Source organism: Marinobacter sp. PE14 (assembly GCF_053566155.1).
The window spans coordinates 59,866-85,242 of sequence record NZ_JBQXNY010000006.1 but is presented as its reverse complement, the minus strand read 5'-3'; the positions used below and the strand labels follow the sequence as shown (position 1 = coordinate 85,242).

Annotated in this window: 23 protein-coding genes; 12 read left to right on the top strand and 11 right to left on the bottom strand. The window is 59.2% G+C overall.

The window, feature by feature from the left end:
• Window positions 1-6: 6 nt before the first annotated feature.
• Together ACWJ62_RS17695 and ACWJ62_RS17690 are read left to right on the top strand one after the other, a co-directional pair.
• Window positions 7-1,131, top strand: coding sequence for a uroporphyrinogen-III C-methyltransferase (locus ACWJ62_RS17695; RefSeq protein ID WP_449287380.1), 1,125 nt, complete (start codon window positions 7-9; stop codon window positions 1,129-1,131).
• Window positions 1,128-2,369: a heme biosynthesis HemY N-terminal domain-containing protein gene (locus ACWJ62_RS17690; protein ID WP_449287379.1), complete on the top strand. Its 1,242-nt coding sequence runs from the start codon at window positions 1,128-1,130 to the stop codon at window positions 2,367-2,369. The genes ACWJ62_RS17695 and ACWJ62_RS17690 overlap by 4 nt, the downstream gene beginning before the upstream one ends.
• A 73-nt stretch (window positions 2,370-2,442) precedes the next feature.
• Here ACWJ62_RS17690 and ACWJ62_RS17685 read toward each other — a convergent pair whose 3' ends face one another.
• The 3 genes from ACWJ62_RS17685 to rho all read right to left on the bottom strand — a co-directional run bounded on the left by ACWJ62_RS17685 (window position 2,443) and on the right by rho (window position 6,445).
• Window positions 2,443-3,447 carry a 2Fe-2S iron-sulfur cluster-binding protein gene (locus ACWJ62_RS17685; protein WP_449287378.1) on the bottom strand — a complete coding sequence of 335 codons (1,005 nt, stop codon included), beginning with the start codon at window positions 3,445-3,447 and terminating at the stop codon, window positions 2,443-2,445.
• Window position 3,448: 1 nt separating this feature from the next.
• Entirely contained in the window at window positions 3,449-4,936 is a 1,488-nt protein-coding gene (gene ubiD, locus ACWJ62_RS17680) for a 4-hydroxy-3-polyprenylbenzoate decarboxylase (RefSeq protein ID WP_449287377.1), read from the bottom strand.
• Window positions 4,937-5,182: 246 nt separating this feature from the next.
• Window positions 5,183-6,445, bottom strand: a complete 1,263-nt coding sequence (rho, locus tag ACWJ62_RS17675) for a transcription termination factor Rho (RefSeq protein ID WP_008169890.1) — start codon at window positions 6,443-6,445, stop codon at window positions 5,183-5,185.
• A gap of 363 nt (window positions 6,446-6,808) precedes the next feature.
• Here rho and moaB point away from each other — a divergent pair, with 363 nt between their 5' ends.
• Genes moaB through ACWJ62_RS17655 form a run of 4 tightly spaced genes read left to right on the top strand, consistent with a single transcriptional unit; the run spans window position 6,809 to window position 9,340 of the window.
• Window positions 6,809-7,381, top strand: coding sequence for a molybdenum cofactor biosynthesis protein B (moaB, locus tag ACWJ62_RS17670; protein WP_449287376.1), 573 nt, complete (start codon window positions 6,809-6,811; stop codon window positions 7,379-7,381).
• 33 nt (window positions 7,382-7,414) lie between these two features.
• Window positions 7,415-8,629, top strand: coding sequence for a molybdopterin molybdotransferase MoeA (locus tag ACWJ62_RS17665; protein ID WP_449287375.1), 1,215 nt, complete (start codon window positions 7,415-7,417; stop codon window positions 8,627-8,629).
• Between the two features lie 2 nt (window positions 8,630-8,631).
• Window positions 8,632-8,892, top strand: a complete 261-nt coding sequence (locus ACWJ62_RS17660; RefSeq protein WP_449287374.1) for a MoaD/ThiS family protein — start codon at window positions 8,632-8,634, stop codon at window positions 8,890-8,892.
• Between the two features lies 1 nt (window position 8,893).
• Complete coding sequence (locus ACWJ62_RS17655) at window positions 8,894-9,340, top strand: molybdenum cofactor biosynthesis protein MoaE (RefSeq protein WP_449287373.1); 447 nt, start codon at window positions 8,894-8,896, stop codon at window positions 9,338-9,340.
• A 64-nt stretch (window positions 9,341-9,404) separates the two neighbouring features.
• On the opposite strand, the gene trxA is transcribed toward ACWJ62_RS17655, so the two are convergent.
• Window positions 9,405-9,731: a thioredoxin TrxA gene (gene trxA / locus ACWJ62_RS17650; protein ID WP_008169901.1), complete on the bottom strand. Its 327-nt coding sequence runs from the start codon at window positions 9,729-9,731 to the stop codon at window positions 9,405-9,407.
• Between the two features lie 293 nt (window positions 9,732-10,024).
• Between trxA and ppx the strand changes: the two genes are divergently transcribed.
• The gene (ppx, locus tag ACWJ62_RS17645; RefSeq protein WP_449287372.1) at window positions 10,025-11,551 is read left to right on the top strand and encodes an exopolyphosphatase; all 1,527 of its coding nucleotides are present in this window, start codon (window positions 10,025-10,027) and stop codon (window positions 11,549-11,551) included.
• 6 nt (window positions 11,552-11,557) lie between these two features.
• On the opposite strand, the gene ACWJ62_RS17640 is transcribed toward ppx, so the two are convergent.
• On the bottom strand, window positions 11,558-13,501 hold the full coding sequence (locus tag ACWJ62_RS17640; protein WP_449287371.1) for an ATP-binding cassette domain-containing protein: 1,944 nt from the start codon (window positions 13,499-13,501) through the stop codon (window positions 11,558-11,560).
• A 46-nt stretch (window positions 13,502-13,547) separates the two neighbouring features.
• Here ACWJ62_RS17640 and ACWJ62_RS17635 point away from each other — a divergent pair, with 46 nt between their 5' ends.
• From ACWJ62_RS17635 to ACWJ62_RS17625, 3 genes are all read left to right on the top strand, one after another.
• Window positions 13,548-14,105, top strand: coding sequence for a TIGR02444 family protein (locus tag ACWJ62_RS17635; protein ID WP_449287370.1), 558 nt, complete (start codon window positions 13,548-13,550; stop codon window positions 14,103-14,105).
• On the top strand, window positions 14,102-14,488 hold the full coding sequence (locus ACWJ62_RS17630) for a DUF4124 domain-containing protein (RefSeq protein WP_449287369.1): 387 nt from the start codon (window positions 14,102-14,104) through the stop codon (window positions 14,486-14,488). Before ACWJ62_RS17635 ends, ACWJ62_RS17630 begins: the two co-directional genes overlap by 4 nt.
• Window positions 14,489-14,612: 124 nt before the next feature.
• On the top strand, window positions 14,613-15,329 hold the full coding sequence (locus ACWJ62_RS17625) for an FKBP-type peptidyl-prolyl cis-trans isomerase (protein WP_449287368.1): 717 nt from the start codon (window positions 14,613-14,615) through the stop codon (window positions 15,327-15,329).
• A 91-nt stretch (window positions 15,330-15,420) separates the two neighbouring features.
• Here the strand turns inward: ACWJ62_RS17625 and rsd are convergent, their stop codons facing one another.
• Together rsd and ACWJ62_RS17615 are read right to left on the bottom strand one after the other, a co-directional pair.
• On the bottom strand, window positions 15,421-15,900 hold the full coding sequence (rsd, locus tag ACWJ62_RS17620; protein ID WP_449287367.1) for a sigma D regulator: 480 nt from the start codon (window positions 15,898-15,900) through the stop codon (window positions 15,421-15,423).
• 100 nt (window positions 15,901-16,000) lie between these two features.
• Window positions 16,001-16,507, bottom strand: coding sequence for a disulfide bond formation protein B (locus ACWJ62_RS17615; RefSeq protein ID WP_449287366.1), 507 nt, complete (start codon window positions 16,505-16,507; stop codon window positions 16,001-16,003).
• A 93-nt stretch (window positions 16,508-16,600) separates the two neighbouring features.
• On the opposite strand from ACWJ62_RS17615, the gene ACWJ62_RS17610 reads away from it, so the two are divergent.
• Window positions 16,601-17,050 carry a flagellar basal body-associated FliL family protein gene (locus ACWJ62_RS17610; RefSeq protein ID WP_449287365.1) on the top strand — a complete coding sequence of 150 codons (450 nt, stop codon included), beginning with the start codon at window positions 16,601-16,603 and terminating at the stop codon, window positions 17,048-17,050.
• A gap of 20 nt (window positions 17,051-17,070) precedes the next feature.
• Here ACWJ62_RS17610 and rmf read toward each other — a convergent pair whose 3' ends face one another.
• The 4 genes from rmf to ACWJ62_RS17590 form a co-directional block, all read right to left on the bottom strand.
• On the bottom strand, window positions 17,071-17,286 hold the full coding sequence (gene rmf / locus ACWJ62_RS17605) for a ribosome modulation factor (protein ID WP_449287364.1): 216 nt from the start codon (window positions 17,284-17,286) through the stop codon (window positions 17,071-17,073).
• A 122-nt stretch (window positions 17,287-17,408) separates the two neighbouring features.
• Window positions 17,409-18,962 (bottom strand): glutamate--cysteine ligase, encoded by a 1,554-nt coding sequence (gene gshA, locus ACWJ62_RS17600; RefSeq protein ID WP_449287363.1) that lies wholly within the window; start codon window positions 18,960-18,962, stop codon window positions 17,409-17,411.
• Between the two features lie 66 nt (window positions 18,963-19,028).
• Window positions 19,029-21,368: a Tex family protein gene (locus ACWJ62_RS17595; RefSeq protein WP_449287362.1), complete on the bottom strand. Its 2,340-nt coding sequence runs from the start codon at window positions 21,366-21,368 to the stop codon at window positions 19,029-19,031.
• Window positions 21,369-21,417: 49 nt separating this feature from the next.
• Window positions 21,418-23,154: an EAL domain-containing protein gene (locus ACWJ62_RS17590; protein ID WP_449287361.1), complete on the bottom strand. Its 1,737-nt coding sequence runs from the start codon at window positions 23,152-23,154 to the stop codon at window positions 21,418-21,420.
• 143 nt (window positions 23,155-23,297) lie between these two features.
• Between ACWJ62_RS17590 and rep the strand changes: the two genes are divergently transcribed.
• The gene (rep, locus tag ACWJ62_RS17585) at window positions 23,298-25,316 is read left to right on the top strand and encodes a DNA helicase Rep (RefSeq protein WP_449287360.1); all 2,019 of its coding nucleotides are present in this window, start codon (window positions 23,298-23,300) and stop codon (window positions 25,314-25,316) included.
• Window positions 25,317-25,377 lie beyond the last annotated feature (61 nt).

The window sequence follows — 25,377 nt, the reverse complement described above, 5'->3', positions numbered from 1 at the left end:
ACGCCCGTGACAGAGACAACGAATCAACTGCCCGCAACCGTTTCCAAGGAACCGCCTGCTCGCCAGAAACTCTGGCCGGTATGGCTGGTTGCCATTCTCGCCCTGATCATCGCAATCGCCCTGGCGCTCTGGAGCTGGCAGCAGTGGAACAACCACCAGGCTGTCATGCAGACACTCCAGGGCCTGGAGCAAGACACCGCCCAGCTTGAAGATCTCTATGGCGACCGTGGCAGCCAGCAAAGCCAGCGCCTGCAGTCCCTGGAAGAGAAACTGGCAAGCCAGCGGGAACTGATTGCCACCCAGCAGCGCCAGATCGACCACAATGCCCGCGAACTGCTGGAAGCCGGAAACCGCACACGCACGGACTGGCTGCTGGCCGAGGCGGAATACCTTCTGCGCATTGCCAATCAGCGGTTGATGATCGAAAAAGACATCCGCGGAGCCATGTCGGCCCTGGAAGCGGCCGACGAAGTGCTGACTGAATCCGACGACATCGGTGTCTACCCGGTTCGCCAGCAACTGGCCCGGGAAATCCTCGCACTCAAGGGCCTGGCCGGCGTTGACCGCACCGGCCTCTACCTGAAACTGGAAGCGGCCATCGACAGCATTCACCAGCTTACCGACCAGGCCCTGATTAGCGAGAACGCGCCCGGCTTTGTCGTCAACGCTGCACAGGGAGAAAGCGCTGGAACCGGCGAAGAACCCGGCGCCGTGGCACAGGCCTGGAACAAGGTGAAAGCAACACTGATGCAGGTGGTGGTTGTGCGCCGCATGGACGAGCCGGTCAAGCCGCTACTCTCTCCCGACCAGAGCGCCTATGCCCGACTCAACCTCCAGCTGATGCTGGAAGAGGCGGAGATGGCGGTATTGCGGGGCAACCAGCCGCTGTATGAGCGCGCCCTTACCAAGGCCCTAACCACCATTGACGACTGGTACAACGCAAGCAATCCCCGGGTCACCGCCCTGAGTGAAACCCTGGCTGAGCTGGCTGGCAAGAACGTGGACCCGGAACTGCCGGATATCAGTCAGTCCCTCGACCTGCTCAAGGAGCGACTGGCCGGACGCCTCAATGCCAACAACGGTAATGGCGAGGATAACGCCGACGGCGGTAATGGAGGCGATGATTCATGATTCGCCTGTTACTGATCGTTCTGCTGGCGCTGCTGATTGGCACCGGCCTGTCCCTCGGACTGCAATATGATCTGGGCTACATCCGGATCAGCCTTGGCCATTACCTGATCGAAACCAACTTCTGGGTGGGACTGGGCCTGATTGTGGCCCTGATCGTGCTGACCGTCCTGACCATCAACCTTATCCGCCGACTCAGAACCAGCACCGGCCTGGTGGCGGGCTGGATTGCCCGGGGCAATGAACGCCGGGCCCGGCGCCGGACTACCCAGGGTTTGCTGGCGCTGGCCGAGGGCAACTGGCCCAGGGCCCGCAAACTGCTGACATCCTCCGCCAGCCATGCAGACACGCCCCTGATCAATTATCTTGCCGCCGCTCAGGCATCGTTCGAGACCGGTGATCACGAGGCCGTGGATGAACTGCTGCGCAAGGCCTTCGACAGCACCCCCGGTTCTGACATGGCCGTCGGTATTACCCAGGCCCAGCTGCAACTGGCAGGCAACCGCCTTGAACAGGCCCTGGCCACGCTGGTTCGCCTTCGCAAACAGTCGCCCCATCATCCCTTTGTGCTGAAACTGCTCAAAAACACCTATTTGCGCCTGGAAGACTGGCGCGAGCTGTCCAGGTTATTGCCTGAACTTCGCAAACGCAGCGTGCTTTCGGAAGCGGAACTCAATGATCTGGAACGCCAGGTCTGGCATAACCTGCTGGAGCGTGCCGCGGAGGATTGCCGGCGCCAGCAGAAACAGGATCCCGAGGCATCCCTGGAACCGCTGACCAGGCTCTGGGACGAACTGCCGGGCTTCCTGCGTCGCGACGAATACACCATAAGGGACTACGCCCGCCTGCTTGCCAGCCTTGGCGACGAGGTACAGACCGAAACCCTGTTGCGCAAGGTGCTGCGCAACCACTGGAGCGATGAGCTGATCAATCTGTACGGGCGGGTGAAGGGCCAGAAACCGGATGAACAGTTGTTACTGGCCGAACAATGGCTGAAAGACCGGCCCAACAACCCCGAGCTTCTGCTGGCCCTGGGCCGGCTGAGCCTTCGCAACGAACTCTGGGGCAAGGCCCGTGAATATTTCGAGACCAGCCTGCGGCTGAAGCGGAGCCGGGAGGCACTTGCGGAGCTGAGCCGCCTGAATGCCCATATGGGCGAGGAAGAAGCCAGCGTCAAACTGCTGATGCAGGGGCTGGCCAAGGATAACGGGCTGCCGGAGCTGCCAATGCCAAGGGCTTAGCGCCAGGGTGTAATGAGAAAGGGCCAGATGAAAGTCTCATCTGGCCCTTTTTTATCCGACTACACAGGCTGCTTCACGAACGGGGGGCGTACTCCAGCACGTCTGAAAAGAACGCCTCTTCGGGCAGGCCCGCATCTACCAGAGCATCCATCAGTGTGTACACCATGGTGGGCGAACCGCTGGCATGGACTTCCACATTCTTCCAGTCCATACCGGACGCAAGAACCGCGCGAACCAGCTGGTCGTGATGGCCGGCCCAGTCATTATCCTCGTCATCCCCCACCACCGGCAGGAACGTGAATCGGGGCCACTCGTCCTGCCACTGCTGTGCCAGGGCGCGAAGATACATGTCCTCGTGCCGACGAACTCCCCAGTACAGTTTGACCGATTGGTCGTAGGACGTTTCGCGTAGGTAATCCACCAGGCTTTTCATCTGGGCAAAGCCAGTGCCGGCAGCCACCAGCAACAGCGGTCTGGTCGGCACTGACGCCAGGCAGGCCTTGCCATGGGGCAACTCCACAGTCACCTCGCCGCCGGACGTCAGGGCATCAATAACCTTCTGCGCTGACACCCACTCGGGGGTCGCCTGGATATGCAACTCGATATTCTGGTCCGATGGGCTGCTGGCGATGGAAAAGTAACAGGGGTCCGCATCAGGCAGATTGACCGACAGATATTGCCCGGCATGAAACGACAGCTCCCGACGCCGCGGAAGCTGCAGCTCAACGCGATAGACATCGTGACTGATGGACCTCACGTCCACGACCTTTGCCTGAAACTTGCCAGGCTGATTGTTTCCAGCTGCCATAACGGCGGATATCTCCAGTTCCAGATCCGTGAGCGCGATGCTTCGGCACATCATCAAGCGCTCGCCGATCTTTATAGTCTGTTGGTTTCGGGTATTAAGCACGGCGCCCTTCAGTAACCGGGCCTCGCAGATTTCACATACCCCGTTGCGGCAGGCTGCCGGCACGGCTATGCCAGCCCGCGCGGCAGCGCCTAGCAAGTCTGCCTGCGACGCCGCAGTGAAGGCGATACCAGAGGGCCAAAGCCGCACCGCCCGGTGTTCACTGCCCATATCAGTCGGGGCGGGATGCCGGACTTTCAATGCCCAGGGTATCCCACATCTCGTCGACGCGTTTTTTCACGTCTTCGGTCATGGCGATCGGCTCACCCCATTCCCGGGTGGTCTCACCCGGCCACTTATTGGTGGCATCCATCCCCATCTTGGAACCCAGGCCGGAAACCGGCGAGGCGAAGTCCAGGTAATCGATGGGCGTATTCTCCACCAGCGTGGTATCCCGGGTCGGATCCATCCGGGTAGTGATCGCCCAGATCACGTCTTCCCAGTTACGGGCATTCACGTCGTCATCCGTGACAATCACAAATTTGGTGTACATGAACTGCCGAAGGAACGACCATACCCCCATCATCACCCGTTTGGCATGGCCGGGGTACTGTTTCTTCATGGTCACCACTGCAAGGCGATAGGAACAGCCTTCCGGTGGCAGGTAAAAGTCCACGATCTCCGGGAACTGCTTCTGCAGAATCGGAATAAAGACCTCGTTCAGGGCCACCCCGAGAATCGCCGGCTCATCAGGCGGGCGACCGGTATAGGTGCTGTGATAGATCGGATCCCGGCGGTGAGTGACCCGTTCTACGGTGAATACCGGGAAGTGGTCCACTTCGTTGTAATAGCCAGTGTGATCACCGAACGGCCCTTCCGGCGCCATGTCATCCGGGTAGATGAAGCCTTCCAGCACGATCTCGGCGCTCGCCGGCACCTGCAGATCGCTCAACCCCGCCTTGACCAGCTCGGTCCGGCTGCCGCGAAGCAGCCCGGCAAAGGCGTATTCCGACAGCGTATCCGGCACCGGCGTAACCGCCCCCAGAATGGTCGCAGGATCGGCACCAAGAGCCACAGCCACCGGATAGGGTTGGCCAGGATTGCTCTTCTGGAACTCCTGAAAATCCAGGGCACCACCGCGATGACTCAGCCAGCGCATGATCAGACGGTTGCGGCCGATGACCTGCTGCCGGTAGATACCCAGGTTCTGGCGTTCTTTATGGGGCCCACGGGTAATCACGAGAGGCCAGGTTACCAATGGCCCGGCATCGCCCGGCCAGCAGTGCTGCACCGGAATCTGGTACAGATCCACCTGATCCTTTTCAATCACCACATCCTGGCAGGGCGCGGAACGCAGTACCTTGGGACTCATCCGCATCACCTGCCGGAATAACGGCAGTTTCTCGATGGCATCGCGGAAACCCTTGGGGGGATCCGGTTCCTTGAGAAACGCGAGGAGCTTACCGATGTCCCGAAGCGCCGTGACGTTATCCTGCCCCATGCCCAACGCAACCCGCTTCGGTGTCCCGAACAGGTTGGCCAGCACCGGCATGTCATAGCCCTTGGGGTTTTCAAACAACAACGCAGGACCACCTGCCCGCAATGTACGGTCGCAGATTTCGGTCATTTCCAGATGAGGGTCGACTTCAACGCTGATGCGTTTCAGCTCACCCAGCTTTTCCAGCTGGTCAATGAAGTCTCGCAGGTCGTTGTATTTCATCGGTTACTCCGTTCAGATATGCCAGTACTACGGAGATCGGTGGTCGCTGGACTGCTTTAAAGCAGTTGGAACAAGCTGCGCGCACGTTGCATGAACGGCGGAGCCGGGGAGAACCTCCCCGGACCGTGCATTGCCAGGGATGGCAATGCCGAGCCCCCAGGGATGGGTTCACGGCGTGTCCGGGGAGGTTCTCCCCGGCTCTGCCCGCCCCCAAAACCAGAGGCGCTAGTCCTAGCTAGGAAGAGATCAACGACGCTTCATGGACTGGAAGAACTCGTCGTTGGTCTTGGTGTCCTTGAGCTTGTCCAGCAGGAACTCGATGGCGGCGGTGTCGTCGTCCATGGAATGCAGGAGCTTGCGCAGGATCCAGACCCGCTGGATGTCGGCTTCACTCATCAGCAGATCCTCACGACGGGTGCCGGAGCTGCGGATGTTGATCGCCGGATAGGTCCGCTTCTCGGCAATCTTGCGATCCAGATGGATCTCCATGTTGCCGGTGCCCTTGAACTCCTCGTAGATAACCTCGTCCATCTTGGAACCGGTGTTGACCAGCGCCGTGGCAAGGATAGTCAGGCTTCCGCCTTCTTCCACGTTACGGGCGGCACCGAAGAAGCGCTTGGGTTTTTCCAGGGCGTGGGCGTCAACACCACCGGTCAGGACTTTGCCGGAGGACGGAATCACCGTGTTATAGGCACGAGCCAGACGCGTGATGGAATCCAGCAGGATAACCACGTCCTTCTTGTGCTCGACCAGACGCTTGGCCTTTTCGATTACCATTTCAGCAACCTGCACGTGACGGGCCGGCGGCTCGTCAAACGTGGAGGCGATGACTTCGCCGCGCACGGTGCGCTGCATCTCGGTCACTTCCTCTGGCCGCTCGTCAATCAGCAGTACCATGACATGGCACTCCGGATTGTTGCGGGTGATGGACTGGGCGATGCTCTGCATCAGCAGCGTCTTACCCGCCTTGGGCGGGGAAACGATAAGCCCGCGCTGGCCTTTGCCGATGGGCGCCACCAGGTCCAGGACCCGGGACGAGAGATCCTCGGTGCTGCCGTTACCGGCCTCGAGCATCAGGCGCTCGTCCGGGAACAGCGGAGTGAGGTTCTCGAAGAGAATCTTGTTTCGGGCGTTATCCGGCTTGTCGAAATTGATCTCGCTGACCTTCAACAAGGCAAAGTAGCGCTCGCCGTCTTTGGGCGGGCGAATCTTGCCGGCCACCGTGTCGCCCGTGCGCAGGTTAAAACGGCGGATCTGACTCGGAGAGACGTAGATGTCGTCAGGTCCTGCCAGGTAGGAGGCATCAGCGGAACGGAGGAAGCCGAAGCCGTCCTGCAGAATTTCCAGTACGCCGTCGCCGTAGATGTCTTCGCCGCTTTTTGCGTGCTTCTTCAGGATTGTGAAGATCACATCCTGTTTGCGCGAACGAGCCAGGTTATCGAGGCCCATCTCTTGCGCAATATCGAGCAATTCGGGCACGGATTTCTGCTTGAGTTCAGTAAGATTCATAGTTTGTTGGATTTTCAGGAATGGAAGTAAACGAGTATTGGGATGACAGGGGTGCCCCTGAACGTATTGATCGTAAAAAACGCTGAACTTGGTGCTGGCCAGTTGGAGCAACCGGTGTAGATGGAGTCCGGAATTAAGGTACTGAAGCCAGAGAGTGGGAACAACCGTTCGCCGGGCAAGAGGGATCATCGGCCACCTGACTGGCGAATGTCAAGTGCGCTGCACAAATTAACAGCAATTTCACGCCAAACCGGCCACAACCGGCCTTTGGCGCCTCCCCCTGATGGGTTACTCCCTTCCATTGGAAGCCCGTGATGGCGATACTGGCGTATAACAACTTTTCTACGATTCTGGAGCCCATCCATGAGCAGTGTACCCAGTACCGAAATGAAAGCCCTGAACGTTGCCCTGCTGACCGTCTCCGATACCCGTGGGCCTGAACAGGACACGTCCGGGCAGTTTCTGGAGGACAGCGTGGTCGAAGCTGGCCACAACCTGGTCGCCCGCCGGATCCTGCCGGACGACGTCTATCTGGTGCGGGCATTGTTGTCCAGCTGGATCGCCGATTCACAGGTGCATGCCGTGATCATTACCGGTGGCACCGGCCTGCTTGAACGAGATAGCACACCGGAGGCGGTAAGGCCTTTGCTCGACAAAACCATCGAAGGCTTTGGTGAGGAATTCCGTCGCCTGTCAGCCGCCGAAATCGGATCTTCAACCGTGCAGTCACGGGCGATGGCGGGAATGGCAAACCACACGGTGATTTTCTGCCTGCCTGGCTCGACCGGTGCCTGCCGCACCGGCTGGCAAGGCATTCTCCTCAGTCAGCTCGACAGCCGTCACACACCGTGCAATTTCTCGGGGCTGGTCTTGCGCAAACCCGAGAAGCCAATGTCGCGACTCAACGAAGTCATTGGACAGCGCGCCAAGCGCTGAGGCAGAAGACATCCCGATCGGAGTTAAGATTTGATGGCCAAGCCAAACCTCACGCCCCTGGAAGATGCCCTGGACCACGTGTTGTCGGAAGCACCGGTGGTTACGCAGATTGAAACCGTCGCCCTGGCCGACTCCCTGGGCCGGGTACTTGCCGAAAACCACTATGTACCGGCCGACGTGCCGCCGGCCGACAACAGTGCGGTGGACGGATACGCCCTGCGCAAACAGGATCTGCAAGGAGACCAGCCCATACCGGTCTCGGCCCGGATTCCGGCCGGTGAAGCGCCGAAGCCACTGGAACCCGGCACCGCTGCGCGCATTTTTACCGGCTCCGAGATTCCCGAGGGTGCCGACTCGGTGGTCATGCAGGAGCGGATTGAGATGACGGACTCCGGCATTCTTGTTCAGGCGGAGGTAGACGAAGGGCAGAATATTCGCCGCCGGGGGCAGGATCTGACCCGGGGCGATCTTGCTCTGGCAAAAGGTACACAGGTGCGTCCTAACGAGATGGGACTGCTGGCCTCCATGGGCGTTGCCCGTGTCGCCGTCCTGGCGCGGCTGAAAGTCGCGATCCTGTCAACGGGAGATGAGCTGGTGGACCCTGGCTTGCCGCTCGGGCCGGGCCAGATCTACAACAGCAACCGCTTCACCCTGATGGGGCTGCTCACCGAGGCAGGCTGCGAGGTGGTGCTTTGCGAGACGCTGAGAGACAGGCGTGAGGCGACGCGCGAAACGCTGCTGTGTGCCGCGGAGTCCGCCAATCTCATTATCACCAGCGGTGGTGTATCCGTGGGTGAAGAAGACCACGTGCGCGCGGTGCTGGAGGAGTCCGGCAGCCTGTCGCTCTGGAAAATGGCTATCAAGCCCGGCAAACCCGTGGCTTTTGGCGCCATCGGAGGGACGCCGGTGCTGGGACTGCCCGGGAATCCGGGGTCTGTGCTGGTCACTTTCCTGATGGTGGGCATGCCCTATATCCGGAAACGCCAGGGACGCAACCTGAAACCTCTCTCGGGCGAGCGGATACCGGCAGACTTCACCATTACCTCGCCGTCGGTACGCCGGGAGTTTGTCCGGGCCCGCAAGGAACCCCGGGGATCCGGGCCGGTGGTGGCCGCATACCCCAACCAGAGCTCCGGCATCCTGAGCTCTACCTGTTGGGCCGACGGTCTGGCTGTGGTGCCTGAAAACAGCACGGTCAGCCCCGGCGACCTGCTAACCTACTACTCGTTTGCGGAACTGTTGAGCTGACCATGAGTGATAACACGATTACGGTGCGCTTCTTCGCCCGTCTGCGCGAAGACCTGAAAACCGACCAGCTGGCTATCGACGCCAGGCCTGGCCTGACAGCGGGCGATGTAATTGCAGAGCTGGCCAGCCAGGGCGGCCCCTGGGTTCAGTTGCAGGGCGACCAGCCGGTTATGATTGCGATCAACCAGGCCATGGCAAAACCGGGCACTGAGGTGAAAGCCGGCGATGAGCTCGCCTTCTTCCCGCCGGTCACCGGAGGTTGAGATGATTTCGGTCCAGTCTGAAGACTTTGATGTTGCCGCTGAATACGCGGCCCTGCGTGACAGTGGCGCCGGCACCGGCGCCATAGCAACCTTTACCGGTCTGGTGCGGGACAGCGGCGACTTGCAGGGTGTTACGGGACTTTACCTTGAACACTACCCCGGAATGACCGAACAGGTGATTCAGGGGCTCATTGATGACGCCTCGAAACGCTGGGATGTGCGCAAGGCCCGGGTGATTCATCGGGTGGGGCGGCTGGCGTTGTGCGACCAGATTGTCTTCGTGGGGGTGTGCAGCGCTCACCGTGGGGACGCGTTCGCGGCCTGCGAGTTCATCATGGACGCCCTGAAGACATCGGCGCCGTTCTGGAAGAAGGAAATCACCTCAGACGGAGAACACTGGGTGGAACAGAAAGAGTCTGATCTGGCGCGCTCCGACGACTGGAAGTAACTGGCCATAAAAAAACCGCCCGTGAGCCTCGACTCAGGGGCGGTTTCTGGTGACCTGACTGCAATCAGAGATTGCTGTCCAGGAAGGCCGCCAGCTGGGATTTGGAGAGTGCGCCGACTTTCGTGGCGTCCACATTGCCGTTCTTGAACAGCATCAGGGTGGGGATACCGCGGATGTTGAACTTCGGCGGGGTCTGCTCGTTCTCGTCAATGTTGAGCTTGCAGACTTTCAGTTTGCCGTCGTATTCGTCGGCAATTTCTTCAAGCACCGGGGCAATCATCTTGCAGGGGCCGCACCACTCTGCCCAGTAGTCCACCAGTACGGGGACGTCGGACTGCAGTACATCCTGCTCAAAAGAAGCGTCGGTTACATTTACGATATTTCCGCTCATTACCTTTTCCTGATTCATGCACTACTGCTGCACATCGGCATATCCCTTTCAGGGAATACCCTGCCGGGCACAGGTGCTGTTGACTGTCGCTGAAGGCTGTCCGGGCTATACAGACAACCTTTCACCCAAATCACGGTAAGACATACTTTACGCGATTGATCAGCCGGATGTGAAGCGGTAAGAACCGATCCATGCCTGCCCCCCGGCAAATGCCCGGTTTTCCGGCTACTGACAGGCCTGAGGGATTTCGCTTATAGTACCCCGCACGTTCATCTCAAAAGGATTCCGACCACGTGACGGCCGCATCCACCGCCGAAAACGCTGCCGCCTCATCCGAGGTACTCGCAGCCATCGACATGGGCTCGAACAGCTTCCACATGGTGGTTGCCCGACTAGTGCATGGGGAAATCCGGACCCTCGAGAAGATGGGAGAAAAGGTCCAGCTCGGGGCCGGGCTGGACCAATACAACCGGCTCACCGAAGACGCCCAGGAGCGGGCCCTGGCCTGCCTGGGACGCTTCGCCCAACGGCTCAAGGGAATGCCGCCAGAGGCGGTGCAGATTGTCGGTACCAACGCGCTTCGCGTGGCCCGCAATGCCCATCAGTTCATGGCCCGGGCTGAAGAAGTGCTGGGCTATCCGGTAGAGATTATTGCCGGCCGCGAGGAAGCACGCCTGATCTATCTGGGGGTTTCCCATACCCTGTCCGACGACATCGGGCGTCGACTGGTTATTGATATTGGCGGTGGCAGCACCGAATTCATCATCGGCCAGCGGTTTGAACCCCAGGAGCTTGAAAGCCTGCACATGGGCTGCGTGTCGTTCCGCAACCGGTATTTCCCCGACGGCAAGATAACCAGGCGGCAGATGGACAAGGCAGTGACCCACGCCGAACAGGAACTGCTCAACATCCGTCAGCATTACCGCTCCGTGGGGTGGCAAAGTGCGGTGGGCTCATCCGGCTCGATCAAAGCCATTGCCAGCGTATTGGCGACCCTGAAGATCACCGACGGCACCATTACGCTCGCCGCCATGCAGGAACTTCGCAAGCGGCTCGTAGACATGGGTAAAACAGAAAAACTGGGAGATCTGGGCGTACGCTCGGACCGCCAGAGCATCTTCCCGGCCGGATTTGCCATCCTGTTGGGGGCATTCCAGTCCCTCGGCATCAAGGACATGGCATTCGCCGATGGTGCTCTGCGGGAAGGTTTGCTTTACGACATTGTCGGGCGAATCCAGCACGAGGATGTCCGTGAGCGAACCATTTCCGCACTTCAGGAGCGTTACCACGTTGACCAGGAACATGGCACTGCCGTTGAGGAGACTGCCGTGGCGGCCTGGCAGCAGGTTGCCGACGCCTGGGCCCTGAACACTCCGGCAGATGAAGAAGTGCTGCGCTGGGCCTGCCGACTGCATGAGATCGGCCTGACCATTTCCCATAGCCAGTACCATAAACACGGCGCCTACCTGTTGCGCTACTCGGATCTGCCCGGCTTCACCCAACAGTTCCAGCGCGACCTGGCCACCCTGGTGCGCGGCCACCGGCGAAAATTCGCTTCGGCAATCTTCGAGGGCCTGGACTCGGAAGACATTGCCAGGCTGCGTTACCTCTGCGTGCTGGTGCGCCTGGCGGTTCTGATTCAGCACCCACGCAACATGGAACCACCTCCGGCATTCACCCTGACCGCACACAAAGACAAGCTGGTGCTGGAGTTTCCGTCAGGCTGGCTGGATGACAGGCCACTGACCCTGGCCGACCTGGAAAACGAGCGGGACTATCTCGCCAAACAGGACTTTGTTCTGGAACTGAACGGCGGCTGAGCGCGCTCAGCCAGTTAACTCTGCCTCCAGGGACTCCACCTCTTCGCTAACCTCAAGCCACTGCGCCTCCACCTCTTCCAGGCGGGCGGTTGCGGTGGCCTGCTCACCCAACAACTCTTTCAGACGGGTCTTGCCGCTGTCGTCGTACAGGTTAGGGTCGGATAGCTGCTCCTCCAGAGCTGACAGCTTCTGCTGAAGCTGGTCCATTTCCTTTTCCAGAGCACTCTGTTTTTTACGATAGGGACTGAGTTTCTGGCGAAGAGCTGCCTCGGCCCGTTTGCGCGCCTTCCGGTCCTCGGCACTCTCGCCCACCGCCTCGGAAGTCTCTTCGGCAGCATACTGCCCGACTGGTATTCGTTTTGGTGCTTCCGTGTCGTCTTTCCGACGGTCCGCCAGCCAGCGCTCGTAATCCTCCAGATCGCCCTGGTACTCCGTTACCTGGCCATCATTGACCAGCCAGAACTCGTCCACGGTATTCCTGAGCAAGTGCCGGTCGTGAGAAACCACCACAATAGCGCCATCAAAGTTCTGCAGCGCCATGGTCAGAGCCTGGCGCATTTCCAGGTCCAGATGGTTGGTGGGCTCGTCCAGCAGCAGCAGGTTGGGTCTCTGCCACGCGATCACGGCCAGCGCCACGCGGGCCTTTTCGCCGCCGGAAAACGACCGGATAGCACTCAGGGCTTCATCGCCATGAAAATCAAAGCCACCAAGGAAGTTCCGGATACTCTGTTCTGACGCCTTCGGGGAAAGTCGCTGAAGATGCAGGAAAGGGCTGGCATCCAGATCCAGGGATTCCAGCTGATGCTGGGCAAAATAGCCGATGGCCAGATGCTCGCCACAGGTGCGATCGCCAGACATCAAGGTGCCCTCACCCCGAAGTGCATCCATCAGGGTGGACTTGCCCGCGCCATTGGGACCCAGCAGACCGACCCTGCTGCCCGGTAACAAGGTCAGGTTAATGCCATCCAGGATCGCGGTACTGCCGTGCCCGGCCTTGCCATTGCGTATCGACAACAGCGGATTAGAAACCTTCTCGGCCACGGGAAACTCGAAGCTGAACGGCGAATCAATATGGGCCGGGGCAATGCGCTCCATCCGCTCCAGCGCCTTGACCCGGCTCTGGGCCTGGCGGGCCTTGGTGGCCTTGGCCTTGAACCGGTCGATGAACCGCTGGATTTCGGCGATTCTGGCCTGCTGGCGTTCAAAACCGGCCTGCTGCTGGGCCAGACGCTCACTGCGCTGACCCTCAAATGCTGAGTAATTACCCGTATACAGCTCCAGGTTACGACGGTCGAAATGCACCACATGGGTAGCGACCCGATCCATGAAATCGCGGTCGTGGGAGATGAACAGCAGGGTCCCGGGATAGCGACGCAGCCAGTTCTCGAGCCACAGACAGGCATCCAGATCCAGGTGGTTGGTGGGCTCGTCAAGAAGCAGCAGATCGGACGGTCGCATCAGGGCCTGCGCCAGGTTCAGGCGGATTCGCCAACCACCGGAAAACGCTGATACCGGCCGGTCAGCGTCCTCGTCCGAGAATCCCAGCCCGCGAAGCAAGGCCTCGGCCCGGCGGCCGGCGGACCACGCCTCGTGCACATCCAGCTCGCCGTGTATGCGGGCAATGGCATGATCGTCACCTGCTGCCTCGGCCCTGGCAAGTTCACCTTCCAGGCGGCGCAAATCCAGATCGCCATCAAGAACAAAATCCCGGGCGCTGCGCTCGGTGGCCTCCACCTCCTGCGCCATATGAGCAATGCGGCAACCGCCAGGCAGAGAGACCGCGCCTTGCTCCGGCGCCAACTGGCCCAGCAAGAGCTGGAAAAGACTGGATTTACCGGCACCATTGGCACCGACGATCGCGACACGCTGGCCTGGTTGCACCGTCAGGCTGACGGATTCTAGCAACCAGACGCCGCCCCGTTGTAAACTGAGATCGGTTATCGTTAACATGCTTTCATTTTATCAACGTAAAGTGTTCAGGGAAGGCACAGCGCCTATGTCGGTCGGCTCGGCTACCATCCCGGATTTTTCGACACCGCCGCTGGAACTTCCGGCAGATCTGGAACCGGACAACCCGCTCTGGCGTTTTGCCTTGGCGTTCTGGAAACGTCCGGATGTCCAGAACAGCTGCCTGGCGCTTCAGAATCAGGGCTGGAGCGTAACGCGGATTCTCAGTGCGGCCTGGCTTGCACTCTCTGGCAGGGTCTTCGCCGGGGTCGAGGACGCTACGGTAACAGAGTGGCGCGACCGTGTAACCGTTGCCCTCCGCAGCGCGCGAAAATCGCTGCCCGGTAGCGCCGACAACTGTCAGAAGCTTCGCACCGGCATCGCCGGCCTGGAGCTTGAAGCCGAACAGATTGAACTCGCCCTGAGCTGGCGAACGCTAATGACCATTAACCCGGAACACGCAGACATGCAGGGACGCGACGCACTGATCATCAACAATCTGTTTGCGGCAGCACCGACCTTACCCATTGAGGACGATGCAAGGCCCTTGCTGAATACACTGGCCGATACTCTGGCCCACTTTCCCAAGGGAGACCATCAGCCATGATGATGAAATGGCTCATACGGCTCTCGTTCCCGGCTCTCGGGTTGTTGCTGTTGCTGATTTTCTTCGGTCTGAACGACCCGGAGCAGGTCTCCGAACCTGTGGCAGAACACGAGCAGCCCGAGATTCCCGCGTTTGAAGGACTGGTGCCGTCCCCGATTCCTACCGAGGGCCCCGAGATCGTGTTCAAGTGGCAGGATACCGACGGCAACTGGCACTACGCTGACCAGCCGCCTGAGCAAGGCCGCTGGAACACCCTCGCTATCGAGCGACGCGACAAGGCCTTTCCCCGGATTCAGCCGCAGGAGCCTGAAACAGACTGGAAATCGCCCTACAGCGCACCTTTCTCTCTGGGCCCTTCCGCTGCCGGCACCAACGGCAGCTGAGCTGACACGTCCGGTTTCTTAACACATGTTCAGTGGCATCTGATGCCGGAACCCGTTACCTTCTGCGTTCTGACAAACACAACGCGGGGCCCTGCCCCGAGCACCGACGTTAAAGGATAATGCAATGAAGAAAACGCTCCTTGCACTGGCAGTGACCGGCCTCGTGGCTGGCTGTTCCACACCACCCGAAGCCCCGGAACAACCAAAACTGGATTCCACCGACCAAAAGGTTAGCTATGGCATGGGCCTGGTTCTCGGTGAGCGCATGGGCAACGACCTGCCAAATCTGCAGATGGACCAGTTCCTCCAGGGCATCCAGCACGGCCACGCCGGCGATGAAGAAGAAAAGCGCATGAGCCGCGAGGAAATCCAGCAGGCTCTGATGACCTACCAGCAGCAGCTGCAGGAAGAGCAGGGCAAGCAGATGGAAGAACTGGCACAGAAGAACCTGGATGCCGGCGAAGCCTTCCTTGCCGAGAACGCAGAGCGTGAAGGTGTAGAAACCACCGAGTCCGGCCTGCAGTATGAAGTGCTTGAGCAGGGTGACGGCGAAAAGCCGGCAGCAACAGACACCGTTCAGGTGCATTACTCCGGTGAACTGCTGTCCGGTGAAGTGTTTGACAGCTCCCGCGAGCGCGGCGAGCCGGTAACCTTCGCCCTGAACCAGGTGATTCCCGGCTGGACCGAGGGCCTGCAGCTGATGAGCGAGGGTGCCCGTTACAAGCTCTACATTCCGTCCGATCTGGCCTACGGCCCGGGCGGCAACAGGGCGATCGGACCGAACGAGACCCTCGTGTTTGATGTCGAGCTGCTCGAGATCAACCCTGGCTCCGGAGACTGAGCGCCAGGACAGGCAGCGGTCAGTTCTGACGCTGCTACAAAAAAGCCCCATCCGGTGATCACCGGGTGGGGCTTTTTTATTCGGGGACTTCTCAGGCAGAGGCTACTTTGCCGGCATGGGCATTGTGCAGATGCTCGATCAGGAAATCCTCCATCTCGAACCGGGTCTCAAGGGTTTCACCCAGCTTCGACAATTCACCGAACAGTTCTTTGACATCCTCTTCGGACAAATCCCGGCCATCCAGACGGTCATTGAAGTTGAGGGCAACCTCGGTGGTCTGCTCAATCCGGGGGTAAACCTTGGCAGCCAGTTCCAGCCCGCCATCATTGAATTCCCGGGCCTCTCGCACCAACTGCTCGTAGATCTCGAAATGACCGGTAGACACGTAATCCACCAGAACTTCACACAGGCGTACGAACTTTTCTCTCAATGCCTCGGTCTGCGAGAAGTCGCCTTCTCCGGACAGGTCGCAGTAATGCACCAGAAGCTCCTGACGCTCCTTGAGCCAGCGATCAATCAGCTCGCTGACGCCACCCCAGCGCTCCCTGGCATTTCGGCAATTTTCTAACATGACGCCTGTTCTCCGCTTGTCTTAGCTACTTCTGTTTCGGTTTTGATTTTTATTAGGTTTGGATCAAGTTACCCCATGGCTGCTGTTCCCCGCAACCGTTTCAGCCTCGAATCCATTCCCGGGGTTTTTGCCGGCGAAACATCAAAACCAGACCGGTGATGACCAGCAGCGAGAAAAATACAGCGGTCCAGCCGGGAATGCTCAAACCCAGGAACCGCCACACCACTTCAGCGCAGTCCCCGGTGCCCTGGAGCGCGGTAGAAAGGACCTCAAACCACGGCAAGACGTCCAGCATGTAGTCCACCGAAGGCCCGCATGCCGGCACCTGGTCCGCCGGCAGGCTCTGCAGCCACAACTGCCGCCCGGCGACACCCAGTCCTGCTCCGGCGGTCAGCACCAGCAGGAAACCGTAGATCCGAACGCCGAATCCGGTGGGGCCCTGGAGAAAAGCCAGGAAACTGACCAGCCCGGCGCCCATGAAGCCGAAACGTTGTAACCAGCAAAGCGGGCAGGGCTCGAGCCCCATTACATGCTCCATATAAAAAGCCACACCAAGGAGTGCGGCACATACAAGGAAAATAAGCCCGAAAACCCATCTGCTGGTCAAAAGAACACCTCGAATCGTGAATTGAAACTGCAAGCGGCCACTGGGCCTGCTATTCTCGTCACTTAACCCTAAACCACGATCAACTTCAAGCCTATGACACGCCAGCCAAAATCTGTTCTGACGCTTCTTTTTCTGTTGTTCGCAACGATCTCTTTGCCGGCCGTTTCCCAGGATGAGGAAAATACCGAAGAGGACGTGGCTGAAGAAGAAAGCAGCTTTACCGACTACATCAGCATGGATCCACCGTTCGTGACCCACGTGGGCACGCCCGGCAACAAGCCAACCTATCTCAAAGCCGCGGTCAGTCTGCGGGCCAACAGCGCGAGCGCAAGGCCTGCCGTGGATGCTCACATGCCCCGATTGCGACACGAACTGGTCATGCTGTTTGGAGAGCAAACCGATACGGATCGCCTCACCTCAATGGAAGGCCAGGAGGCGCTGCGCGAAGAAGCCAAACAGCGAATCAATGCGATACTGGAGGAGCAGCAGACCGGCGAAAGCATAGCCGGCGTGCTGTTTACGGAGTTTGTGGTACAGAAGTGAGGCTGGAACCGGCCAGTAGTTCAGGCAATCCGCGAGAACAGATCGTCTGACTGGTCGCGGTCATCACGGGCCACCTGATCGGCATCATCCCAACCGGCTTCCCAGGCCGCAATAACGACTTCACCACGATAGGGGCAGCGGGATTTGTCCATGCCCATGTTGGCAGCCATATAGCCCTGACGGTAAGCCTTGTTCAGGGCTTCCACGTCCCAGCCGAGTTTAATATCCCTTGCCATAGCAATCCCCTCCCGATCCTGATGTTACAAAAATTAACAGCCGGACCGGAGGGAGACAAATCTTTGTTCGGTTTCTGTGCGTCAGGTCCGCAGACTCCTGCGACGACTCCCAAACTCACCACTCAAGAGCGCAGGTACTGCTCCAGAAACTCGCTGAACGACAGGGTATCGGCTTGTTCCATTTCGGCCTGCTCGGTCAGCGATTCTGACGTCATGGCCTCAAACGCCCGGCGTACATCGGCACCAAGACCTTCCTGCTTCAGGCTCTGCTGATGCTGCCGCGCCATTTCCATGCCCCACTCCCGGTGACTCAGGCCAGAGGAACGCATGGCATCGAGAACCCGGGCAGACGGCACGGTCCACTCACCGGTCAACACTTCGCGCTGGGTGGCCAGGGCGTTGCGGTAGGTGTCATCACCCCGCCAGCTGTCGAGCAGTTCCGCCAGGGGCTCCAGCTGCGACAGAATGTCGTTCGCAGCCTCTGACACCGGAGTACGATGCCCGCCGCGGCAAAGCGCCAATTCGCGATAACGCCCATTGGCGACCACATCCTTGTAGTTGTCATCCAGGCGCTCACATTCGGCATCGCCAATTCGGGGGGAATCTGATAACAGGCAGTCGAGCAGGAACAGATCCAGGAAGTCAATCTGGGCCTCGTTCACACCAACCGGCGAGAAGGGATCAAGGTCCAGACATCGCACCTCAATGTACTCCACACCCCGGGATTCAAGGGCCTGGATGGGCTTTTCTTCCCGCTGCGTCGTGCGTTTGGGGCGCACCGCGCTGTAATACTCGTTCTCGATCTGCAGTACGCTGGTGTTGATCTGGATGAACTGGTCGCCCCGGCGGATGCCAATTGACTCATACGCCGGCCAGGTGGTGTGAATGGCCCGATCCAGAGTCTGGGTGTAGGTGCTCAGCTCGTTGAAACAGATATTCAGGGAGGCCTGCGCGTTGTTGTGGTACCCCAGATCGCCCATCCGCAAAGAGGTTGCATACTCACCGAACCAGGTGCGCTCATCAAATCGCGAGAGATCATGGTTCACGCCGGCAACAAAGCTGGCATCCAGCGCTGGCGAGGCACCGAAGAGCAACATCAGCAGCCAGCTACGGCGGCGGAAATTGCGAATCAGCCAGAAATACTGGTCCGACTTGAAGTCTTTCAGGCTTTGTTCGTTGCCCAGCAATTCCTGCCACTTCTGCCAGAAACTGTCAGGCAGGGACAGATTGTAGTGGGCGCCGGCGATGCTCTGCATCATGCGGCCGTAGCGCACGGCCAGCCCCTGCCGGTAGACGTGCTTGAGCTGGCCAATATTGGAACTGCCATACTCGGCGATGGGGATACTCGGGTCGCCATCCAGCTCACAGGGCATGCTTGTTGCCCAGAACACTTCGTCACCCAGGTTCTGCTGCACAAAGGTGTGGGTATCCCGCAGCGATTTCAGCATGCCTGCCGTGCTGTCGAACACCGGCGTGATCAGCTCCAGCAAGGCCTCTGAATAGTCGGTGGTGATCCTCGGATGGGTCAGCGCCGACCCCAGGGCTTCGGGGTGCGGGGTCTGGGCGATGAAGCCGTTGCGATCCACCCGCAGCCCTTCTTTTTCGACACCCTTGAGAAAACCATCCCAGTCGCTGGCAGCGAACTGACGAAATACGGAATGGCGGGATTCAGCCATGGTCGACTCCTGCTGCGGCCGGTTTGCTAGTTTGCACAACCGGCCGGTGAAAAGATTGTAAACCCGTCAGTTGTCCTTGCGCGCCGAGGCAAGTGCCTGGGCCAGCGCACCAGCCATGGCGCCCTGCGGGGATTTCTGACTGGAACCCCCATTACCGGCATTCCGGTTTCCGCCCTTGCGGCTGGCTCCGGAGCGGTTGGCAGCCATAGGCTTGCCTTCATTTTTCTCGCCGGGCTGATCATCCATACGCATAGTCAGGGCAATTCGCTTGCGCGGGATATCCACATCCATCACCTTGACCTTGACGATATCCCCGGCCTTGACCACCTCACGGGGATCTTTGACAAACGTGTGGGACAGCGCAGAAATATGCACGAGGCCGTCCTGATGCACGCCAATATCTACGAACGCGCCGAAATTGGTGACGTTGGTCACCGAGCCTTCCAGCACCATCCCGGGCTTGAGATCATTGAGGGTCTCAACGCCCTCCTCGAAGCTGGCAAACTTGAACTCCGGGCGCGGATCCCGGCCCGGTTTCTCCAGTTCCGAGATGATGTCCTTGATAGTCGGCAAACCGAACTGTTCTGTTACGTAATCCTGGGGATTCAGACCACGCAGGAAAGAAGAATCGCCGACGATATCGCCCACTTCGCGATTATTTTTCCTGGCGATGGCCTCGACCACGCCATAAGCTTCCGGGTGCACAGATGACCGGTCCAGGGGATTCTCGCCGCCGGCGATGCGCAGAAAGCCCGCCGCCTGTTCAAACGTGCGGTCACCGAGCCGGGTGACCTTGAGCAGCTGTTTCCGGTTGCGGAACATGCCGTTCTGGTTGCGGAACTCAATGATGTTCTGGGCAATGGTGTGGTTCAGGCCGGAAACCCTGGCCAGCAATGGCGCTGAGGCCGTGTTCAGATCCACGCCCACGCCATTCACACAGTCTTCCACCACGGCATCCAGGCTTCGGGACAGCTGCACCTGCGACACATCGTGCTGGTACTGCCCTACCCCGATGGATTTCGGTTCGATTTTTACCAGCTCCGCCAGCGGATCCTGCAGCCGGCGGGCGATGGATACCGCGCCACGGATGGTGACATCCAGATCGGGCAGTTCTTTGGAGGCAAACTCGGATGCTGAATAGATCGAGGCGCCGGACTCACTGACCACGATCCGGGCCAGCTTCAGTTCGGGGTAACGCTTGCTAAGGTCGCCGACCAGCTTCTCCGTCTCCCGGGAAGCGGTGCCATTACCAATGGCCACCAGTTCGATCCTGTATTCCCGACACCAGGCCGCCAGTTGCTCAATGGAACGGTCCCACTGGTTCTGCGGCGCGTGGGGAAAGATGGCGCCATGGCCGGCCACCTGGCCAGTGCCATCGATAACAGCCACTTTCACACCGGTGCGTAGCCCTGGATCCAGGCCCAGGGTCGGACGTGGACCGGCCGGCGCAAGCAGCAGAAGATCCTTGAGGTTGGCGGCGAACACGTTGATGGCTTCGGTTTCCGCCGCTTCGCGGACCTGTGCCATGAGATCGGTTTCAATCTGGGTGGAGAGTTTCACCCGCCAGGTCCAGCGAACCACGTCCGAGAGCCATTTGTCGGCGGCACGACCATTGTCCCGGATATTCCAGCGAGCGGCGATGCGCTGCTCGGCCGGGTGGGGCGCACGGCGATCATCCTCGGCATCACCGACAACAATCGTGTAGCCAAGAACGCCCTCGTTCCTGCCGCGCAGGATGGCCAGGGCACGATGGGACGGAACTTTCTTCAGGGGCTCAACGTGGTCGAAATAATCACGGAACTTGGCCCCCTCATTCTCCTTGCCTTCCACCACGGTAACTTTCAGCTGGCCTTCCTGCCAGATGAAGTCACGCAGACTGCCCAGCAGCTCGGCATCCTCGGCAAAGCGCTCCATCAGAATGTAGCGGGCGCCATCCAGGGCAGCCTTGGTATCGTCCACGCCTGCTTCTTTGTTCAGGTAGCCCTGGGCCGTAGTTTCAGGGTCCAGAGTCGGATCGTCATAGAGCGCATCAGCCAGCGGTTCCAGACCCGCTTCCCGGGCAATCTGGGCCTTGGTCCGGCGCTTGGGTTTGTAAGGCAGGTAAAGATCTTCCAGGCGGTTCTTGGCATCCGCCTCGTTGATGCTGGCCTTGAGTTCATCGGTCAGCTTGCCCTGCTCCTCAATGCTTTTGAGGATGGTGGCACGACGGTCTTCCAGTTCCCGCAGATAGCGCAGACGCTCTTCCAGGTTCCTCAGCTGGCTGTCGTCCAGTGAGCCTGTGATCTCTTTCCGGTAGCGGGCGATAAACGGAACGGTCGCGCCTTCGTCGAGCAGTTCGACGGTGGCATTAACCTGTTGCTCGCGGACACCGAGTTCCTCGGCGATACGCCTGGAGATACTGTTCATGCAACCTCTGTCTGATGCTTTGCCAATAAACCAGCAAAGGTACAGCGGCTTACTGCTGCAGGCAAGCGGCCTGGCCCCGCTTGTTCAGGAATTGCACAAGATCCGCCCAGGGCATGGGCCGGGCGTAGTAATAGCCCTGGATTTCATCGCAGTGCTGCTGGCGCAGAAACTCCAGTTGCCCCTCGGTTTCCACGCCCTCGGCGACCACGCTGATCTGCAAGCTGTGGGCCAGACTGATAATGGCCCGGATAATGTGTTCGGCGTCTGCAGAATTACCCAACTCCTGCACAAACGACTTGTCGATCTTCACCAGCGAGATAGGCAGATGTTGGAGATTGCTCAACGATGAAAAGCCGGTGCCAAAATCGTCCAGGGCAAAACTGATACCCAGCTGGTTCAATTCCCGCAGGCAGCGCTGGGCATACTCCGGGTCATGCATCATGGCGCTCTCGGTCAGCTCCAGCTCCAGCAGACTGGTATCCACGTTGGCGTTGAAGATGATGCGAAAAATGGTTTCGGTCATCTTGCGATCGTGAAACTGGCGGAATGACAGGTTGACGGCGAACACCAGACCGGGAAAGCCAAGTTCGGCGGATTCCTGCAAGCGTTTGCAGGCCTGTTCGATCACCCAGTAGCCAATGGGCACGATCAACCCGCTGCGCTCGGCCACCGGGATGAATTCGTCCGGCCCCACCAGCCCACGCTCCGGATGATTCCAGCGTAGCAGGCATTCCACGCCCCGGACTTCTTCGGTAGCCAGATCAATCCGGGGCTGATAGTAAAGTTCCAGTTCCTTGCCCCGCAGGGCGTTGCGGAGGTCCGCCTCCAGGCGAAGCTGGTAACCGGCGGAAATGTGCAACTGGCGGTCGTAAAAACGGTAGCTGGTGCCCGGGTCACGTTTTGCTTCAAACATGGCACGGTTGGCCCGGCGCAACAGATTTTCGGCGCTGTCTCCGGCTTCCGGGTAGGTTGCGACGCCAAGGCTGGCACTGACAACGACCGTCTGGCCATCAATCGTAACCGGCTCATCTAGGGCGTTAACCACCTTGCGGATAATCTGGGTAATATCGAGGGAGTCCTCGACCTTTTCGACAATAATAGCCAGCTCGTCACCCCCGATACGCATCAGCGAATCGACGCGCCTGAGAGAATGACGAAGCCGTTCTGCCAGCTTCATCATCAACTGGTCGCTTTTCTGGTAGCCAAACGATTCGTTAATGCTGCGGAAGTCATCGATGTTGAGATGCAACAAGGCCAGCCGGTGGCCTGCACGCTCGGCCCGCAGCAAGGCCTGCTGGAGACGATCGAAGAAAAGGTCCCGGTTGATAAAACCGGTGGCGACTTCGCGGCCCAGTTGGCCATGGGCAGACTCGGACAACTGATCCCGGTACCACAGGCACTTCACGGCCCGACGGAAATTCCAGTGGTCCAGAGTTTGACGAGAGAGATAATCGGCGGCGCCGGCTGCCAGCAGCTCTGGCGCGCGTTCCATCGGCAGCTCGGCACTCAGGGCCAATACGGGCTTTTCATTGCTGGCAACCGCCAGATACTGAAGGAAAGACGCCTCTGAGCCACCGTGGAACACGCAATCCCAGACGATGACATCGAAACTGGCGTTGCGAATCAGATCATCACAATCAACCAGGTCCGGGCACCAGGTTGCGTCCGCACTGATGTCGACGTCACCCGCCAGAAGAGCATTCAGCCAGAGAAAATCAGCGTAATCTGGTGTCAGGACCAACAGGCGCAATTGTCCGGGCCTCATGGTTTCCAGTGGCAGTGTCATCAAGCAGGATCCATTTATGCGTGAACAACCGAGTCCGTTCTATTAATCATAGTCGATAGATCCCCAAGGTACAGTAACTCTGTCTGGTGTAGAATAAGTCCACGTCCGTCATCCCCATTTCGTTCCATTCTGGCCATTTATTTGTGAACAAGCTCAACCCGAGACAAAGCGAAGCAGTCCGCTATGCCGATGGCCCGATGCTGGTACTCGCCGGCGCAGGCAGCGGCAAGACCAGCGTGATTACCCGCAAGATTGCCTACCTGATCGAGCAACTCGGAATCCCGGGGCGTCATATTGCTGCAGTCACCTTCACCAACAAGGCCGCCCGGGAAATGAAGGAGCGGGTTGGCCGAATCGTCGACAGAAAGCTGACCCGGGGCCTGATTGTATCCACTTTTCATAATCTTGGCCTCAATATGATCCGGGAAGAGCACACGCATCTCGGTTACCACCCCGGTTTTTCCATCTTCGATGCCGAGGATGCCAAGGCCCTGTTACAGGATCTGATGCTCCGGGAAGCCAGCGCCGAGGCCGGGGACGAGCTCAACGACATCCAGATGACCATCTCGTCCTGGAAAAACGCCATGCGGGGGCCGGCCGAGGCCTTGAGCAAGGCGGCGGATGAGCGGGAACAGCGCATCGCCATCATCTACAAGAAATACAACGAATACCTGAAGGCCTACAACGCGGTCGATTTTGATGATCTGATCCTGCTTCCCGTGATGCTGTTCCGCTCAAATCCGGACGTGCTCGCGAAATGGCGGCGGAAGATTCGCTACATGCTGGTGGATGAATACCAGGACACCAACGTGTGCCAGTATGAACTGGTCAAGCAGTTGGTGGCCGAACGGGCCGCGTTTACCGTGGTTGGAGACGACGACCAGTCCATCTACGCCTGGCGCGGTGCCCGGCCCGAAAACCTTGCCCAGCTCAAGGAAGACTTCCCGAGCCTGAAAATCGTCAAGCTTGAGCAGAATTACCGGTCCACTGCCCGGATCCTGCGTAGTGCCAACACAGTGATTGCCAATAATCCCCACGTGTTCGAGAAGGCGCTATGGAGTGATCACACCATCGGCGAGGAAATCCGGATTGTCCGTTGCCGCAACGAAGACGCGGAAACCGACCGGGTGGCCACCGAGATCCTCGACCAGAAGCTGAAGAAAGGCCTCGATTTCCGGGACTTTGCCGTGCTTTATCGGGGTAACCACCAGGCACGACTGCTGGAAATGAAGCTGCAGGCCTACCAGATCCCCTACCGCATCTCCGGCGGCCAGTCGTTTTTCTCGAAGAACGAGATCAAGGACGCCATGTCCTACCTGCGCCTGCTGATCAATCCCGACGACAACGCTGCCTTCCTTCGAGTGGTGAACGTGCCGCGCCGGGAAATCGGCCCGCGCACCCTTGAACAGCTCAGCCACTATTCACGCTCTCGAAATATCAGCCTGTTCAAGGCCCTGGGTGACATGGGCGCAGAGACCCACGTGACCGAGAAGGGCCTGGACCGTCTCCGGCGCTTTGCCCACTGGGTAGATGCCACCTGCGAGCGATTGCACAGCGAGAATCCGATACCGGTGATCAAGCAACTGTTCACGGACATCGAATACGAGGAGTGGCTGCACCAGCACTCCGGCACCCCAAAGCAGGCCGAGCGAAGGATGGAGAACATCTGGTATCTGGTGGAGTCCATCCAGCGCATGCTTGATGACGGCAAGGGCACGGCCGATGAGCTCGGTATCGAAGATGCCATCACCAAACTGATCCTTCGGGACATGATGGAACAGCGGGAAGAGGACGACGACAGCGACAAGGTTCAGCTGCTCACCCTGCACGCTTCCAAGGGCCTGGAATTCCCCCATGTATTCATCATGGGGCTTGAGGAGGAAATCCTGCCCCACCGAAGCAGCATCGAGGAAGGCAACATCGAGGAAGAGCGGCGACTGATGTACGTGGGCATTACCCGCGCCCGGGAAACGCTGACGCTGACCTATGCGGCTACCCGGAAACAGTATGGGGAAAAACTGGAAACCATCCCGAGCCGGTTTCTTGATGAGCTGCCCGAAGAAGATCTCAAGTGGGAAGGTACCGGCGACCTGGATGTGGAAGCCAATCAGAAAAAGGGAAAAGCGACTCTCAGTGCCCTTCTGGGCGACCTCGGCCTGTAGATTTCAATTTTTTTTACAATCACTGCAACTTTTGACGCTCCTGATCCGTTTCTGCAAACGG